We start from the raw sequence: 16,630 nt of genomic DNA, 5'->3' as shown, positions 1-16,630 counted from the left end.
TCATGAAAAACCGCAGACACCGTTTATGGATCACGCTCAACACCGGCGCCGCTTTACTGCTGGCGCTGGTCGTCACGCTGATGGTCAATTATCTTTCCTTCCGCCACTACTACCGCGAGGACTGGAGCCGGACGCAACTTTATAAACTCTCATCCAAAACAATCGGCCTGCTGGAAAGTCTCGATAAACCGGTCGAAGTAACCGTTTTCTTTCAGCCCGGCAATGTGCTCTACGAAGACATCCACAACCTGCTCCGCGAATACCAGTTCCGCAGCAGCCGCCTGAACATCCAATGGGTGGATCCCGACCGCGACATCTCCCAGACAGAGGAGCTGGCGGTGAAGTATCAGGTAAAAGAACCCAACGTGGTGGTCTTCGACTGCGATGGCCGCAGCAAATATGTCCGCGCCGACGAAATCGCCAATATCGACAAGTCCAGCGGGATTGACCGGATCACCTCATTTAAAGGCGAGCTGGCCTTCTCGTCCGCCATTCAGGGCGTCGTTCAAAAAACGATTCCGGTGGTTTACGTTCTGACCGGCCACGGCGAGCGCGACATCACCGACTTCGACCGCCGCACCGGATTTTCCGGCGCTGCCCAGCTGATTGAGCGCGACAATATTTCAGTTAAACCGCTGTTGCTGAGCACCGAAAAACAAATTCCCGCCGACTGCTCGGCTTTGCTGATCGCCGGTGCTTCGCAAAGTATGTCGGGCGCAGAAGCCGATCTGATTTCCGTCTGGCTCCACCGCAGCGGGCGTTTGATGGTGCTGGCGGATACCGGACAAACCTCGGGGCTTGAAAAGCTGCTCCGCGAATGGGGTGTGCTGCTGCGCAACGATGTCGTTATCGATCCGGATCGCACGCTGACCGGCCGCGAAGTTTTCGTCTCCGCCTACAACCGCCATCCCATCACCGCTAAACTCGGCACCACCGCCGCTATTTTCCATCTGCCGCGCTCTGTTCAGCCGGACTACGCTCTGCTCAAAAACGCCTCGGCCGACCGCCCGAAAGTGACGCCGCTGGCGCTCTCTTCAAAAAACAGCTGGGCGGAAGCACAGCCTGACCAGGTTCCGGCAAAATACGATGCCGGTACCGGCGACATGCCCGGCCCGGTTTCTCTGGCCGTCGCAGTCGAAAAAGGCGATACCGCCGGTGTGCTGGATATGAAAATCCGTCCGTCACGGCTGGTCGTTTTCGGCGATTCCGGCTTTGTTTCCAACAGCGGCCTGACCGGCGGCGATACCAGCCTTTTCATGAGCTCACTCAACTGGCTGCTCGACCGCGAACAGCTGATGGCTATCACTCCCAAGGATGTGGATGATACGCGCCTGAAGCTATCCCGCGAAAAAGTCCGCACCCTTTTCTGGAGCACCATCGGCATCATTCCGGCACTGGCCGCGCTGGTGGGCACCGCACTCTGGTTCCGGAGAAGAAAATAATTCCATGAAACACAGAATGTCCAACTGGATGCTTCTAATCGGCGTGCTCCTGCTCGGCGGATTCATTCTGCTCTTTGAACGCGGCAGCGAAAACTCGCACCAGCAGATGCGGCGCACAAAAACTGTGTTTGCCGTTTATCCGGAAAGTATTGAGCGGATCCTGCTGGAACGCGACGGCGTTCAAATTGAATGCACCAAGACCGCCGGGATCTGGCGGCTCACCAAACCGGCGGACGCACCGCTTGATTCCGGTCTGGTTGAAAAAATGATCGCCGGTCTGGTTCGCGTTGAGCGCGGCGAACTCATCACGGCGGAAACGCTCCGCGAACGGAACCTCGCGCCGTCCGCCTACGGCTTCGATGCTCCGCGGGCACGCATCACGTTCAAAAACAATCGCGGCACATTCACCTGGCTGATCGGCCGCGATGCGCCGGTCGGCAAATCACTCTATGTCATGCCCGAAGGCGGCGGCGACATTATCGCCGCGCCGCAAACCCTGCTGAACCTCGTTCCGCAGGATCCTTCGTGGATTCGCGACCGTACGATTTTCTCCGGCGAACCGTCCGCCGTGCGCGGTCTTGACCTGCGCCGTACCGGCGGATTCCTTCAGCTTCGCCAGCCGGAAAATAACGGCTGGGTCCTTCAACAGCCGCATGCAGGCCGGGCCGACAAACAGGCTGTGCATACGCTGATTGAAAAAATATTTTCCGGACGCATCACGGATTTTGTCACCGATAAAAAAGCCGACCTGACGGCTTACGGCCTCGAAAAACCGGCCTTTGCTCTGACGGTTTTCATGCAGGATGAACGCACACAGACCCTGCTCGTCGGAAAACCGGTTCCCGAAAAACCGGAAACACTCTACGCCAAGCGGGTCGAAAGCGACTCCGTTTTCACCATGCCGGCCGCATGGGCCGGAGAATTGGAAATCGACGACGACCTGCTGCGCAGCCGCAGCGTGCTTGGTCTGCAGGCGGACCGTGTCACCGCCATACAACTCGCCCGCAATGAGCAGCAGGTTGATCTCGTCCGCACCAATACCCTGTGGCAGGTCGTCCGTCCCGTACGCTGGGATGCCGATCCGGAGCAGACCACCCTGCTGCTGAAGGCGCTCGCCGAAGCCACCGTTGAAACGTTTGTGGACGAACCTTCCGCCGCACAGACCGCGCAAATGAAGACCGCCCCGTGGACCGTCGCACTGACGTCCGATAACAAAACCAATACGTTGCATATCAGCGCATCCGGTACGAACGGACTCCGAATGGTTCAATACAACGATGAGCCGGCGATTTATACCACCGCCGACAGCATCATCCGGGACAGCTTCGCCGATCCGCTCTTTTACCGCAGCCGCACTGTGCTTGAGGTCAGCCCGACACTGATTCAAAAAATCACCATGCAAACCGGCGGAACTGAACGATCCGTTCAGAAAACCGATACCGGGGTTTTTGCAGCCGGTCAGCCGGATCGCCAGGTCAGCCCCAAAGCGCTGACCGATATCATGTGGGCGCTCAACGATCTGCGCGCCGAACGTTATGTTGATTTCAACCCGTCTTCTCTCCAGCCATACGGACTGGACGTACCGCAAACTTCGCTGACGGTTGCGCTCAGCGATACCAATGTCATCGGACGGATTGTTCTGGTCGGCGCAAAAACCGGAGACGGACGCTTTGCCATGATCCAGGGCCAGAACATTGTCTTTGTGGTTTCAGAAGAAACTGCGCAAACTCTCACCCGTGAACTGACGGTGCCCATTGAAAAACACGCTGAAGAAATCAAACAGCCCTGAACCGCGCGCAGCCCGCCCGGCAAAACTCCGGCTGCATATTTTCCGTCTGACGGGATTTGCGCTCGGCCTTTCTCTTTTGCTGACGCTTTTTGCGCTGCTGGTTGTCGGCCTGCCGCCCGGCCTGACGCACCGCATCATCACAAAGGTTCAGGCGGAGGGCATTCCGTTACAGGTTGAGTCCATCCGGCTCTCGCCGCACCGCGGCTGGGTACTGAAAAACGTCCGGCTCTACAGCACGTCACCGGATGACCTGCAACCGCTCCTGAGCGCAAAAAAACTTTATCTTCTGCCCTGGCCGGTCGACTGGAAAAACCCCGGACAAGGCGGCTGGCATGTCAGAGTTTATGTCAAAGATCTTGGCGTCTCTCTGGGCAGTCCGTGGGAAAGCGTACTTCCTGAAAATCACCCGTTCCGGATCGTCGGCCGGCTGAGAGCATCGCTGACCGCCGCGCCCGGGCAGATTCGCGTCGAAAAGGCCGAACTGGACTGGGGCGGCATCAACATTTTCGCGCAGGGCACCGCTATTTTCTCCGGCTTGGAAACGCAGCAAGGCACCGATTTCCGCCGCCGTGCCGCTAAAGCGGCGGACGCACTGAGCCGGCTGAAATGTGAACAGCCGCCGCAGCTCAGTCTGAATTTTAATTTCAACGATATCCGGCCTGAAGAATCGTTTCTGGATGCCGCTCTGTCCGCCAAAGGAGTCACCTGGCGCGACCGCGTTTACAAACGGCTCAACGGCGAACTCAGCTACCGCGATTCCGTCTGGACGCTCGCCGCACTGCGGCTGAACCGGTCGGATATTGAGCATCTCGCTCTGCACGGCGCAATTAATCTCAATACCAGCAACGCGCAGGTATCCGTCGAAAACACCCTTTCCGCCGCCGATCTGTTTAATCTGCTGCCCGACGAGGCGCAGTCCGCCGTCGCGCAGACCGGAGTCAAACCCTACGGACGATTCGACTTCACCGCGTCAGCCGGTCCGGCCCCGTACACCCTGCTGGCTGAAAAAGTTGCGGTGCAGGTGCAGCAGGCTCACCTTAAGCGCCACGACATCACACTCGACCCGCTCGCCTTCAACCTCACCCGCGACGGTAGCCGGGTTGAGGTGAGCAATCTACAGGCCCGCGTCAATGGCGGCTCTCTTTCCGCCAGCCTCATTCTCGATCTGGACTCCAAGGCATGGACAGCCCATGCACAGACCCAATGCGATCCCAATATTGCCGGCGGTTACGACGAAGACCTCCGGGACTTCCTCCTCCGGTTCAATTTTCCGACCGAATGGCCGAAAGCCGATCTGACCATTTCGCAATCCGGAACCGACGAATCGGTTGCCATCGCCGGAACGCTCTCCGGCAACCGCTTCACCTGCGGCGGCGTGCCGATTGAACACCTCGAAGCGTTCATGGTGTACTCCAACCAGATGCTCGACCTGACGCCGGTTCATGCCGTCCGCGCTAAGGAACAATTCGACGGCAGCGTACAGGTGGACTTCAATCGGGGCATCGCTTTTTTCAATGCCACCAACAGCTTCTCTCCGGCGGATGTTGCCCGCGCGCTGGCACCGGAAGAACACACCGTCCTCGAACAGTTCCGCTTTACCGGGCCGGTCTACACCGCCGGGCGAGGACAGATTGACTACCTCGGATGGACCAACCACGCCTTCAAAGGAACATTTCACGCCGAAGATGTGAGTATGAGCAAACTGCGGGCATCTCTTTTCAATACCGATATTGAGGCGCGCGGAACGCAGCTTCTCTTCACCAATTCGGCCATTCAGTTCTACGACGGATTTGCCGAAGGCTCCGCCGAATTTGATATTCTTCTTACGGACGGCTCCGCGCCCTACCGCATCAACGCCAAAGTTAATCAGATCGATTTGGGCCAGATGCTGGAACAACTCTCCGCCGGCGACTATGGCCGCACACACGGCCGGCTTTCCGCCACACTCAACCTCACCGCAGATGCAAAAACCGGATTCTGGCAATCCGCGCGAGGTAACGGCCGGGTCGAAATTAAAGACGGACATCTGGCCGACGTACCGTTTCTGGGCGGATTCTCACGGCTGATTCAGTCCACGTTCTCCGGCTTCAAGCTCTTCTCCCTCACCGCCTTTTCCGCCGACTACGAACTGCACGACAAAGCCATTTGGAGCGACAACGCACAGCTTGGCGGAACGCTCTTCAGCGCCCGTGGACGCGGAAATTATTCGCCGGAAAAAGGTCTCAACTTCACTGTCGCCGCCGAACCGCTACGACAGACAAGCGGTGGAGAAAAAGAAGGCAACCAACTCCAGCGCTTAGCCATCGGTGCATTGCGGGAAGGAACCGCGCCATTCTTCCGGTTGCTGGAATTCAAACTCGAAGGGCCGATCGAAAAGCCGGAATGGCGCTTCGTCAACCTGCCCACAGAAGTTCCCAACCTGCTCGGCCGCTCCAAGGAAAAATAGGTTCCGATAGCCGGAAACTATTTCTGCCAATGGCCGGGCTTTTTTCCGCCTTTGGCGTGGTTGCTCTTCGGATGGTTCGGACGATGCGGATTGGCGGCGCGTTTTTCGTCGCGCTTCGCGGGATTGCCGGCACCGGCCAGCGTCACGCTGACGCGGCGGCCTTCAAAATCAACCAGGCTCTTGGCGAAGCTGTCGATCACGGCCTGCGCGGCATCGCGCGGAACTTCAAAAAATGATTGCAGATGCGTGATATTGATCCGGCCGATTTCCACACTGCTGGCACGGTCGGCGACATTCACCAGATTCATCAGCTGCTTGGGTGCCAGCCGGTTGGCTTTGCCGATATTCATGCACAGCTCAACCAGTCCGCCTGCGGCGGTCTGTTTTTTGCGCGCGGCATGGCTGCCTTCGTGCAACGGCTCGGCGTTAATGTCCGGCTCTTTGCTGTAGTAGTCGAGCATGCGCTGCAATTCCATCGAAGCGAAACGGCGCAAAAGTTCTTCGCGCGAAACGCCTTCGAGGCTCGCACAGAGCGACGGTAGAATTTCGTCAATCAGTCCCGGCTCCGGATTCATCTGGCTCAGCCGTTCCATCAAGCCGAGCAAGCGGGCCTGACAGATATCCGCGCCGGTCGGCACGGAACGCTGTACAAATCTGCGGCCCAGCTGTTTTTCGATGAACTTGACCTTGTTGTGCTCGCGCATATTGATCAGCGCAATCGAAACGCCGGTTTTGCCGGCGCGGCCGGTACGGCCGCTGCGGTGCGTGTAACTGCCGAGATCGTCGGGCAGGCTGTAATTGATGACGTGCGTCAGATCGGTCACATCGAGACCGCGCGCGGCGACGTCGGTGGCGACCAGCATTTGCAGTTCGCGGGCGCGGAACCGTTTCATTACGCGGTCACGCTGTTGCTGTGTCAGATCGCCGTGCAACGATTCAGATTTATAACCGTCTTTGCCGAGGTGATCGGCGATATCCTGCGTCTCCTGACGCGTGCGGCAGAAAACAATCCCGTACATGTCCGGATAAAAATCGGCGAGGCGCTTGAGCGCGCGGTAGCGGTCTTTGGCGTGAACCACCAGATATTCGTGGCTGACGTTTTCGGCACCGGCGTTGCGCGTGCCGACCGTGATCTCTTCCGGATCCTTCATGTACTTCTTGGCAATCGACGCCACCTGCCGCGGCATCGTCGCCGAAAACAGCAGCGTCTGCGCACCGTCCGGCACTTCAGAAAGAATCGCTTCGAGGTCTTCTTCAAAACCCATGTTCAGCATTTCGTCGGCTTCGTCGAGCACCACGCGCTTGATCTTGGAAAAGTCGGCGCGCTTGCGGCGCAGCAAATCAACCATGCGGCCCGGCGTGGCAACGACGATATCAACGCCGCGAACCATCGCCGCTAACTGTGGCTTAATGTCGGCTCCGCCGTAAACGGCCAGCACTCTCACACCGCGCACACAGGCGGCAAAATTTTCAAGGTCGCGGGCAATCTGCATACAGAGCTCGCGGGTCGGACAGAGAATCAACGTCTGCGGTGTTTTGATGTCGGTGTCGAGCATCTGCAGAACCGGCAGGCCGAACGCGGCGGTTTTGCCGGTACCGGTTTGTGCCAGAGCGACGAGATCGCGACCGTTTTTAAGGATCGCAGGAATGACGGCGGCCTGAACCGGCGTCGGGGTTTCGAACCCAAGGCGTGAAATGCCTTCGAGAATTTCGGGACTAAGTCCCAATTCGGTAAACTTCATTGAACCACCCATGTTTATTGCAGGAACCCAAATAACCGATCTTCATTCCTGCAAGTAAACACCGGGGCCTCAAAATTTGAGGGAGCGCGGAGGATGGACATCGCCCGCCCGAAGATCAACCTAAATATTCAGGAGATTTTTTCACATGGAGAGTGAGACGCCCGCTGAGGGCAGCGGGCCTACAAACTGGACTGTAGGCCGGGTGCCCTCACCCGGCGGAAGCATTTCAAGGATTAAACGCTTGTCGGCGAACGGGCGGCGCGGATATATTCCGGCCTTCTTTTCGGGGCGGTAGCTCAATTGGTAGAGCGCCACGTTCGCAACGTGGAGGTCGAGGGTTCGATCCCCTTTCGCTCCACCACCTTTTGCTCCTCATCTCTTCGGTATTTCGAATATGCGTCATGCCGCATAGCACGTCGCCATAATCAACATCTGGCAATAGAGATGTTGCCAACACCACAAACCGACCCCTATGCTTAGCCTTGTTCCAAAGAAAATGCGTCAGACACCCATTAAATATTAGTTTCACAATGATTAAATCAATTAAGACCATAACGAGCAGTTTCTTTCATGAGCGTAGCGTCGCTCGTAAAGCCACATATGCATCGATACTTCTTGCGTGGGTAGTTGTGATGTTTCTTAACGCCGTTGAGCTAAAAGAAATCGTTTTTATGGGAGCATTTTTTTTAATCAGCGCAGTTCTACTTTATTACGTCATGGGTTTTTGCATAGCGTTGTTACGGTTTTTCACCAATACACTTGGCATTTACCAACTGATCTACTGGCTTGCATTGTTCTCATCAATCAGTTGCCTCTGGGTAATGGCCTCTCCTGATTATGAGAGAGGAGAAGCTGAGTTACTGGTCTTTGTAGGCGTAGCGACATCACTGAGCGCCCGATCAATATACTTCAACTGTAAGAAGCTGAATAAAAAGAAAAACTAACCACCGCGTTCACCTAAAATGCTCAAACGCCTTGCGCTCCAGAACGATGCCGTCGAGCGTCAGGATTTCCGGCTGGTCGGTGATGGTTCCAATCCTTGCCAGCCGCTTGCTCGCGCAAGCGAGTGACGCGGGAAACTGCTGATCTAAATTCTCCAAGCATTGGAAATCAAAATCGTCGGCATCTTCAGCGCGAACGGTGAAGAGCAGTTCAAAATCCTCGCCGTCGAACAGCGCCTGTTCCACCGTTTTTATTTTCGGAATCGCCGCGCCATCCAGCGCCGCGCCGACTTTTGACGCCTTGAGAATATGGCGCAGATCGGTGGCGAGGCCGTCACTGATATCCATCATGCAGCGAACGAAGCCGGACTGCCGCAACCATTTGGCTTCTTTGATACGCGGCATAAAGGTCAGGTGTTTGCCGCTCTCGAATGAGCCGCCGAGCGGGCCGGTGACGTAGATGACATCGCCGGGGCGCGCGCCGGAACGGAGCAGTGCTTTACCTTTAGCGACGCGCCCGACGCCGAAGACGTGCAGTTCGAGTACCGGCCCTTGCGCGAGGTCGCCGCCGACGAGATCAACGTCGAACAGTTTCCGAACCTTGGAAACGCCGGCGTAAATTTTTTCCAAGGTTTGGAAATCCTGTTCCGGCGGCGCGACGAGGTTGATGAGCAGGTACTGCGGGTCGGCGCCCATCGCGGCAAAGTCGCTCAGGACGCGAGCGGCGGCTTTCCAGCCGATCTGTTCAGGATCGGTGCCGGGCGTGAAGTGTACACCGCTGATGAGCGGGTCGGAGGTGAGGACAAGGTCATAGTTCGCGTCGAGCGGCAGAACGGCGCAGTCGTCGCCGACGGCTTTCAGGTTTGCAGTCAGCGCGGCAATGGCGTTATGTTCTCCGACGTCTTTCAGTGTTTTCATCGACTCAAGGTTAGTTCAGGAGCGCTTTATGAACAAGAAGGTTTTGGTCACCGGCGGTAGCGGGTTCCTCGGCATTAACGCGATCCGCTATCTGCTCCGGCAGGGCGTCACCGATATCACCGTGCTGGATCTCGTCGAGTTCGATTATCCAGAAAGAAACCAAATCAAAGCCGTGGTCGGTGACATCCGTAATGCCAAGACCGTCAGCGAAGTGATGAAGGGCGTGAACTGGGTCATTCATACCGCCGCCGCTTTACCGCTGTACACAAAGGAAGAAATTTTTTCCACCGACATCGAAGGTACGCGCATTCTGCTGGCCGCAGCGGAAAAGGAAAAGGTCGAGCGGTTCGTGCATATCTCTTCGACAGCCGTTTACGGAATTCCGGATCACCATCCACTGCTCGAAGACGACAAGCTGATCGGCGTCGGCCCGTACGGCATCGCCAAGATCGAAGCGGAAAAAGCCTGTCTGGAAGCCCGCGCCAAAGGAATGTGCGTACCGATCATCCGTCCGAAGTCGTTTGTCGGCCCGGAACGGCTCGGCGTGTTTGCCCTGCTCTACGACTGGGCGAAAGACGGCAAACGGTTTCCGATGATCGGCAGCGGTAACAACCGATACCAGCTGCTCGATGTCGAAGACCTCTGCGAAGCGATCTACCTCTGCCTCATCAAAGACGCGGCGGCGGTGAACGACACGTTCAATATCGGCGCAACCGACTTCACGACGATGAAGGAAGATTATCAGGCCGTGCTCGACCGCGCCGGATTCGGGAAAAAGATTATCGGGACTCCGGCCAAGCCGATCATTTGGGCGTTGCGCATTCTGGAGTTCTTCAAGCTGTCGCCGCTCTACAAGTGGGTTTATGAAACCGCCTGCGAGGATTCGTTTGTCTCGACAGAGAAGATTGAGCGGAAGCTGAACTTTCATCCGAAGTTTTCCAACAAGCAGGCACTGGTGCGCAACTACGAGTGGTACCTCGCCAACCTGCATACTTTCGCAGGCAAAGGCGGCGTCTCACACCGCGTTCCGTGGAGTCAGGGTATTCTGAAATTCTTCAAGCTGTTCTTCTGATTATGAAAACGTTCCTTCTCTTCATACTCTGTTCGCTGTTGCTGACCGGATGCGGCCAGAAGAGCGGAGCGACACTCGACGCGGCGGACGAAAAAGATTCGCGTGTCAGCAAAGGCCTCGAGCTGGTTCAGCAAAAAGACTGGGACGACGCCGTTAAACAGTTTGATGCCGCGCTGACGAAAAATCCGGAACTCGGCCGCCCCGATCTGGAACTGGCGATGATTTATCACCAGCAGAAAAAAAATTATGTCCGCGCCGTTTATCATTATGAGCGCTATCTCGAAAAACGCCCACTCACCGAAAAGCGCGCGCTGATTCAGGAATGGATTAAGCAGGCCAAAGTTTCGCTGGCCGGAGAAGTCGGCGGAGCCGGAGGCGACGTGGCTGGCGAACTGGTGCGGCTGACGCGCGAAAACAATATGCTTCGCAAACAGCTTGAAACAGCGGGCGGCGCAAGTGCCTCCCCTGCGGCCAGCGTGAAAACGCTTCTGACCGAACCGCCGCCAGCGCGGCCCGCGCCGGTCGCAGCTCCGGCACCGAAACCGGCCCGCACCTATACCGTCCGCCCCGGCGATACCCTTTCGCGGATTTCCGGCGCGGTGTACGGCGACGCTTCGCAGTGGAAAAAAATCTACGAGGCCAACCGCGAGCAGATGAAAACCGAAACCGATATTCAGATTGGTCAGACGCTCGCCATCCCGAGTCTGTAAAACGTATTTTTCAAAGCTGTCACGTTTCGCGACGCCCCGTTTATATTCGCTATATTTCCCATTTTGAGCTACATTCTCGGCAGTTTGATGGGTTCTTTTTTTTGATCGAACCATCACACTGAAATGACAGAAATATTAACTTGGGAGCGTCGATTATGCGTCAATACCGTTCTCGTTCTTCAACATGGACTCTTGCTCTTCTCACCGCGACATCGCTGTGCAGCCACCAGCTGTTCGCACAGGATACCGACACGACTCCCCCGGCAACCCCCGCTCAGGAGCAACCCGAAGTTCTGGGCCGCGGCCCAATACACGAAGCTTTTGCCGAACCCGTTACCATGCAAATTCAAGCCGGACTGGTCGTTCCGCAGCAACCTCCGCCCAACATTGAAGAAATCCCGTCGGCAGAGAAGCCGCAGGGCCAGCAGTTTGTCTGGATTCCAGGATACTGGGCGTGGGATGCCGATCGGCTCGGCTACATCTGGGTCAGCGCTTGCTGGCGGGCGGCTCCGCCGAACATGTCCTGGACGCCTGGATACTGGGTTCAGGTGTCCGGAGGCTGGGAATGGGTTGCCGGATTCTGGGCGCCTGCCGGCGTTCGGAACATCGCGTATCTGCCGCCGCCACCGGTGATTGAAGATCTTGAGCCGGTCAGCGTCCAGATATCTTCGGATATGATCTGGGTACCTCCGTGTATGTACTGGTCCGAGGAACACTATATCCGGCGGGCTGGATACTGGTTAAAAGCGCAGCCGAACTGGGTTTGGGTTCCGGCGCACTATGTTACGACACCGCGCGGCTACATCTTTGCCGAAGGACACTGGGATTATTCACTGGAGCGCCGCGGCGTGCTGTTTGCACCCGTTTATTTCCCGGCTTCGGTTTATGGTCGGGTCGGCTTCACATTCACTCCCGGTATCGTCATCGACATGGGCCTGTTACAGGTCAGTCTGTTTGCCTATCCTCGCTACAGCCACTACTACTTCGGTGATTACTACGATGGTACCTACCTGCGCATTGGAATTTTCCCTTGGTTTGAAAGCCACCGGCACCACACTTGGTACGATCCGATCTACGAGCATGCCCGCTGGAGAAACCGGGCCGAACCACGCTGGGAAGAACACACGCGGGATGAGTACCGCCGCCGCCATGACGATAAGGATCTTCGTCCGGCACACACGTTCCGCGAACAGGAATCCCGGACGGCCAGACTGCCCGAACCGCAGCGCCACACTTCACAGCTGGTCCGGCCTATGGAATCGGTCGTCACCAGCCAGAAAACCTCGATGAAGCTCGAACGGACCGACCCCGGCACACGGCAGAAGATGTCCAAACAAGCGACCGAAGTACACACGTTCAGCAACGAGCGGCGCAATTGGGAGTCCTCGGTGCCAGACCGCAAAAACGTCCAGCCGATCGAGGAACAAAAACCGACCTTGACGCAACCGTCCGAACGAAAGAAAACCGTCCAGCCGATCGAAACACGCAAACCCGCAACTCTGCCGTCGACCGAACACAGGCAGACCGTCCAGCCGATCGAGGAACATAAACCGACCTTGACGCAACCGTCCGAACGAAAAAAACCCGTCCAGCCAATCGAAACACGCAAACCCGCAACTCTGCCGTCGACCGAACACAGGCAGGCCGTCCACTCGCCTGAAAGGAGCGAAAGCCCGGTTGCTGCACCGGTATCACAGCAGATTTCTGTACCCAGCCCGGTTCACGAAACCCGGAGTGTCCGCCCGGAACGAGTCCAGATTCCGGCGTCGCCAGTGGTCGGCAACTCCGGAAGGTCAGGATTTTTCAGAAAAGGTCCGCCGACGCAGCCTGACGATGAAACCAAGAAACGTTCATTTGAATAATTGGACCAAAAAAAAGGGATCGCGATTGTGAAGAAAGTACTGATGATTTTGGCTGGTGTAGCCGTTGTAAACGGAGTTGCCGCTCAGAGCCTGCCGTTTAACGCCAGCCTGACACCGGATCGGGCCCTTCACAACCGGAGTGAACAGATAAACGGTGTAACCCTCAGCGTGTGGGGCGAGAACCCGCAAAACGGTCTGGCGCTTGGGTTCGTCAACGGATCGATTGAACAAAGCACTGGTCTCACTCTGGGACTTTTGAACTATACGGAAAACTATACCGGGGTTCATTGGGGCTTGGTCAACCTTGCGGTAGATGATTTCACCGGCTGGCAGGGCGGTCCGATTTTCGGACTTCTGTTCAGCATATTGAATTATACCGGCGGCACCATGACCGGATTGCAGATCGGCGGAGCCAACTATGCGGGCCGCCTGTCCGGCGTACAGATCGGACTGGTCAACTATGCACAAACCGCCGATCCTGGAGTGCAGATCGGACTGCTCAACCTGATGCCCGAAAATGTCTGGTTTGATCAGCTTCCGAACGAGCTGGCCCCGGGAATGATCCTAGTCAACTGGCGTTTTTAACCGGAGCCGCGATGAAGCCCGTCAAAATTCAAACCGCGTGGGGCATCATCACTCTATCACTGGACGACGGCGGAAAAGTCGTTGCGGTAAATCTGCCGCACCTCGATGAGCAACCGTGCGCGGAATTCTCCCCTGCAAACTTTTTTCCGCAATTAGTGAAAAAATTCGAGCCGGTAAAGATTCCCGAAGGCACCGAATTCCAACAAGCCGTGTGGCGCGAGATGAAAAAAATTCCACGCGGACAAACTCGTACTTATGGCGAAATCGCGGCGGCCGTCGGACGACCCAAAGCCGTGCGCGCGGTCGGCACAGCCTGCGGCGCGAATCCGCTGCCGGTTTTTATTCCGTGTCACCGTGTCGTCGCCAAAAACGGACTCGGCGGTTTCGGCAGCGGTCTGCCGTGGAAAGTTCTGCTTTTACGAATGGAAGGTGCGCTATGAACAAACAACCGACACCCTATCTCTGCCATATTTTTGTCTGCTCGAATGTGCGTGAAAACAATCCGGCCAATCCGGGGTGCGGCGCAAGAGGCGGCGCGGAGCTGAAAAGCAAACTGAAAGCGGCGGTGAATGCGCGCGGCTGGAAAGGCAGAGTCCGCGTTTCTTCCGCTGGCTGCCTCGGCCTCTGCGCACAAGGGCCGAATGTTCTGCTCCATCCGCAAGGCATCCATTTTTCGAGCGTCACCGAAAATGATCTGGACACCATCCTCACGGAAGTGGAAAAAACCTTATGAAACATAAACCCAATATTCTACTGCTCTTCACCGACCAGCAACGGTTCGATACCATCCGGGCGCTGGGCAACACGGTAATCAAAACGCCGAATCTGGATCGGCTGGTGCGCGAAGGCACCGCGTTCACCAGCGCCTATACGCCGAGTCCGGTCTGTGTGTCGGCGCGCTGTTCGATGCACTTCGGACAATATCCGCACCACACCGGTTGCTACGAAAATAATTTCAAGATGCCGCACGACGGACGCCCGACGTTCATGCAGCTGCTGACGGAATCGGGATACCGCACGCACGGCGTCGGCAAATGCCATTTTTATCCCGACGAGGACAGTCTGTACGGATTTCAGACGCGGGCGACTCAGGAGGAATTTTCCAGCGACTGGCGCAAGGACGACTACATGCGCACCCTGCGACAGGATGAGGGGCTCGATCACATCATCGACCCGCACGGCATGCGCGGCGAAATGTATTACATGCCGCAACTGGCACAGATGCCAGCCCGGCTGCATCCGACGCAGTGGATCGGCGATCAGTCGGTCTCGTTCCTGAACGAACAGAAAGAAAGCGACCAGCCATGGATGCTGTTCAGCAGTTTCATTCATCCGCATCCGCCGTTCGTGCCGCCCGCGCCGTGGCATAAACTTTACCGCGCGCCGCAAATGCCGCTGCCGTTCGTGCCGCCGGAATGGGAATCGCTGCTGATGCATGTGAACCATCACCAGAACCGCTACAAATACCGCGACCGCGGAATCGACCAGAATCTGGAACGCTGCATGAAGGCGTTCTATTACGCCTGCATTTCGTTCGTTGATTTTCAGGTCGGCCGGATTTTCCAGACGCTGGAAGAAACCGGACAACTGGACAACACGCTGGTCGTCATGACATCGGATCACGGCGAACTGCTCGGCGATTACAACAGTTTCGGCAAACGCAGCATGCACGACGCCGCAATGCGGATTCCCCTGCTCGCCCGCTGGCCCGGAGCCTTCAAGGCCGGAGCGCAATGCAACCATGTCGCCAGTCTGGTGGATCTATTCCCTACGTTCACCGCCGCCGCTGGAATCGATACCGGCGGACTGCAACTCGACGGCGAAAATCTACTGGATGTCGCCAACGGAAAGAGCGACCGGAGTATGGTGATTTCGCAAATGAACTGCGCGGAGAACGGCGTGTATGCGGGCATCACGGAACAGTACAAACTGGCGTTCAGCGCGCCGGATCAACGCGAATGGTTTTTTGATCGCACGGCGGATCCGCAGGAAAGCCGCAATCACATCAACGACAAGGCGCAACGAAATGCGCTGGCCGAAACGCGCCGTCAGTTAATGGATATTCTGCGTTCCGGCGAAGAAGCCGCCACATTGGACGGCGACTCGTGGAAAACCTATCCGGTGAAAACCGTTCCCGCCGACCCCGACGCAAATCTGATTACTCAGGATCAGGCGTGGAGCAACGCGCACATCGACGGCTACTCATAGCCTCTCTTCACCGGCGCGGAACGCTGCGGGCGCAACGCCGTAGATGCGTTTAAAGACGCGCGAAAAGTGGTAGGGATTTTCGAAACCCAGTTCGTAGCTGATTTCTTTCACGGGCTGGGCGGTGTGCGCCAGTAACTGCGCGGCTTTTCGAACTTTGAACCGGGTGAACAGTTGCGCCGGAGAATCGCCCAGCAGTGCGCGGCATTTAATGGAAAGCGACCGCTTGCTGATCTGCATCCACCCGGCCAGTTCATCAACGGTTAGATTTTCTTTCACATGCTGCTCGAAAAGCCGGAACAGCCGTCCGGCAAAATCCTGCTCGGCGGAGCGGCGGCGGAACTGCGGCGAAAGCGATTCGGCGGGCAGAAGGCGCACCATGCGCCAGAAAAATGCTTCCAGCATCGCGTCCTGAATCGCCGCCGAATAATAGTCGGACTGCTTCGCTTCTTCTTCCAAGGCATGGAAGATCGCGTTCTCGTTCGGCATCGGCGCGGTACAGACCTGATCCTGCGGCAGAACCCATTCATTGAAAAGGCGGACGGTTGAAACCGGATGAGACGGTTCGTCGGCCAGCAAAAAGTGCAGCACATAGTGCCGCTGTCCGTCGTGAAGGTGGTCGCTGTGCCGGTCGCCCGGCTTAATCACCAGCACCTCGTGCCGCCCGATTGAAATTTCCGCGCCGTTGAGAGTGCAGGTGTAAGGGCCGCGATCCACGAGGATTACTTCGTAGTTGGCGTGCTGATGCGGCGGATAGTCGTGGTTTCCGCTCATTCGCAGAAGATGAAAATCCTGAAATACAGGGCGCAGCCCGCCGCTGCGAACCTCATTCGCTGACCGCAGATATTTTTCCTTTTCCACTCTCATGCCGGAGACGTTACCACGAAAATTCCGTTGCTCAAATAGATATCCGTCTGC

The 16,630-nt window shown here is 56.9% G+C and carries 14 protein-coding genes and 1 tRNA gene; 12 read left to right on the top strand and 3 right to left on the bottom strand.

The genetic code is table 11. The features are described from left to right. The first annotated feature begins 2 nt into the window (after nt 1-2). Genes HOO88_00760 through HOO88_00750 form a run of 3 tightly spaced genes read left to right on the top strand, consistent with a single transcriptional unit; the run spans nt 3 to nt 5,677 of the window. Nucleotides 3-1,442 (top strand): GldG family protein, encoded by a 1,440-nt coding sequence (locus tag HOO88_00760; GenBank protein NOU35298.1) that lies wholly within the window; start codon nt 3-5, stop codon nt 1,440-1,442. A 4-nt stretch (nt 1,443-1,446) separates the two neighbouring features. Next, nucleotides 1,447-3,231, top strand: a complete 1,785-nt coding sequence (locus HOO88_00755) for a DUF4340 domain-containing protein (GenBank protein NOU35297.1) — start codon at nt 1,447-1,449, stop codon at nt 3,229-3,231. Further along, nucleotides 3,197-5,677 (top strand): hypothetical protein, encoded by a 2,481-nt coding sequence (locus HOO88_00750; protein ID NOU35296.1) that lies wholly within the window; start codon nt 3,197-3,199, stop codon nt 5,675-5,677. The genes HOO88_00755 and HOO88_00750 overlap by 35 nt, the downstream gene beginning before the upstream one ends. Before the next feature lie 17 nt (nt 5,678-5,694). Here HOO88_00750 and HOO88_00745 read toward each other — a convergent pair whose 3' ends face one another. Beyond that, nucleotides 5,695-7,419 (bottom strand): DEAD/DEAH box helicase, encoded by a 1,725-nt coding sequence (locus HOO88_00745; protein ID NOU35295.1) that lies wholly within the window; start codon nt 7,417-7,419, stop codon nt 5,695-5,697. A 285-nt stretch (nt 7,420-7,704) separates the two neighbouring features. Between HOO88_00745 and HOO88_00740 the strand changes: the two genes are divergently transcribed. Next, a tRNA-Ala gene (locus tag HOO88_00740) sits at nt 7,705-7,780 on the top strand. A gap of 169 nt (nt 7,781-7,949) precedes the next feature. Beyond that, on the top strand, nt 7,950-8,363 hold the full coding sequence (locus HOO88_00735) for a hypothetical protein (GenBank protein NOU35294.1): 414 nt from the start codon (nt 7,950-7,952) through the stop codon (nt 8,361-8,363). A gap of 9 nt (nt 8,364-8,372) precedes the next feature. Here the strand turns inward: HOO88_00735 and thiL are convergent, their stop codons facing one another. Next, on the bottom strand, nt 8,373-9,278 hold the full coding sequence (gene thiL, locus HOO88_00730) for a thiamine-phosphate kinase (GenBank protein ID NOU35293.1): 906 nt from the start codon (nt 9,276-9,278) through the stop codon (nt 8,373-8,375). 28 nt (nt 9,279-9,306) lie between these two features. On the opposite strand from thiL, the gene HOO88_00725 reads away from it, so the two are divergent. The 7 genes from HOO88_00725 (at nt 9,307) to HOO88_00695 (ending at nt 15,715) form a co-directional block, all read left to right on the top strand. Then, nucleotides 9,307-10,350: an NAD-dependent epimerase/dehydratase family protein gene (locus HOO88_00725; protein NOU35292.1), complete on the top strand. Its 1,044-nt coding sequence runs from the start codon at nt 9,307-9,309 to the stop codon at nt 10,348-10,350. Nucleotides 10,351-10,352: 2 nt separating this feature from the next. After that, on the top strand, nt 10,353-11,060 hold the full coding sequence (locus tag HOO88_00720; GenBank protein ID NOU35291.1) for a LysM peptidoglycan-binding domain-containing protein: 708 nt from the start codon (nt 10,353-10,355) through the stop codon (nt 11,058-11,060). A 155-nt stretch (nt 11,061-11,215) separates the two neighbouring features. Next, on the top strand, nt 11,216-12,922 hold the full coding sequence (locus HOO88_00715) for a hypothetical protein (protein NOU35290.1): 1,707 nt from the start codon (nt 11,216-11,218) through the stop codon (nt 12,920-12,922). Nucleotides 12,923-12,964: 42 nt separating this feature from the next. Next, on the top strand, nt 12,965-13,507 hold the full coding sequence (locus tag HOO88_00710) for a hypothetical protein (protein ID NOU35289.1): 543 nt from the start codon (nt 12,965-12,967) through the stop codon (nt 13,505-13,507). Between the two features lie 11 nt (nt 13,508-13,518). Further along, nucleotides 13,519-13,947: an MGMT family protein gene (locus HOO88_00705; GenBank protein ID NOU35288.1), complete on the top strand. Its 429-nt coding sequence runs from the start codon at nt 13,519-13,521 to the stop codon at nt 13,945-13,947. Then, the gene (locus tag HOO88_00700) at nt 13,944-14,240 is read left to right on the top strand and encodes a (2Fe-2S) ferredoxin domain-containing protein (protein ID NOU35287.1); all 297 of its coding nucleotides are present in this window, start codon (nt 13,944-13,946) and stop codon (nt 14,238-14,240) included. Before HOO88_00705 ends, HOO88_00700 begins: the two co-directional genes overlap by 4 nt. Continuing rightward, the gene (locus tag HOO88_00695; protein ID NOU35286.1) at nt 14,237-15,715 is read left to right on the top strand and encodes a sulfatase-like hydrolase/transferase; all 1,479 of its coding nucleotides are present in this window, start codon (nt 14,237-14,239) and stop codon (nt 15,713-15,715) included. Before HOO88_00700 ends, HOO88_00695 begins: the two co-directional genes overlap by 4 nt. On the opposite strand, the gene HOO88_00690 is transcribed toward HOO88_00695, so the two are convergent. Beyond that, nucleotides 15,710-16,573: an AraC family transcriptional regulator gene (locus HOO88_00690; GenBank protein NOU35285.1), complete on the bottom strand. Its 864-nt coding sequence runs from the start codon at nt 16,571-16,573 to the stop codon at nt 15,710-15,712. The two genes, HOO88_00695 and HOO88_00690, sit on opposite strands and share 6 nt — an antisense overlap. Between the last annotated feature and the right edge of the window lie 57 nt (nt 16,574-16,630).

This window comes from Kiritimatiellaceae bacterium (assembly GCA_013141415.1).
In the GTDB taxonomy this organism is placed as follows: domain Bacteria; phylum Verrucomicrobiota; class Kiritimatiellia; order Kiritimatiellales; family Tichowtungiaceae; genus Tichowtungia.
Note: the sequence above shows the minus strand (reverse complement) of the source record. Positions and strands in the feature narration are given on the sequence as shown.

Coding starts and splice junctions, on each gene's coding strand:
- HOO88_00695 (NOU35286.1), top strand. CDS start 14,237: ATGAAACATAAACCCAATATTCTACTGCTCTTCACCGACCAGCAACGG.
- HOO88_00735 (NOU35294.1), top strand. CDS start 7,950: ATGATTAAATCAATTAAGACCATAACGAGCAGTTTCTTTCATGAGCGT.
- HOO88_00710 (NOU35289.1), top strand. CDS start 12,965: ATGATTTTGGCTGGTGTAGCCGTTGTAAACGGAGTTGCCGCTCAGAGC.
- HOO88_00725 (NOU35292.1), top strand. CDS start 9,307: ATGAACAAGAAGGTTTTGGTCACCGGCGGTAGCGGGTTCCTCGGCATT.
- HOO88_00715 (NOU35290.1), top strand. CDS start 11,216: ATGCGTCAATACCGTTCTCGTTCTTCAACATGGACTCTTGCTCTTCTC.
- HOO88_00705 (NOU35288.1), top strand. CDS start 13,519: ATGAAGCCCGTCAAAATTCAAACCGCGTGGGGCATCATCACTCTATCA.
- thiL (NOU35293.1), bottom strand. CDS start 9,278: ATGAAAACACTGAAAGACGTCGGAGAACATAACGCCATTGCCGCGCTG.
- HOO88_00720 (NOU35291.1), top strand. CDS start 10,353: ATGAAAACGTTCCTTCTCTTCATACTCTGTTCGCTGTTGCTGACCGGA.
- HOO88_00755 (NOU35297.1), top strand. CDS start 1,447: ATGAAACACAGAATGTCCAACTGGATGCTTCTAATCGGCGTGCTCCTG.
- HOO88_00745 (NOU35295.1), bottom strand. CDS start 7,419: ATGAAGTTTACCGAATTGGGACTTAGTCCCGAAATTCTCGAAGGCATT.
- HOO88_00760 (NOU35298.1), top strand. CDS start 3: ATGAAAAACCGCAGACACCGTTTATGGATCACGCTCAACACCGGCGCC.
- HOO88_00700 (NOU35287.1), top strand. CDS start 13,944: ATGAACAAACAACCGACACCCTATCTCTGCCATATTTTTGTCTGCTCG.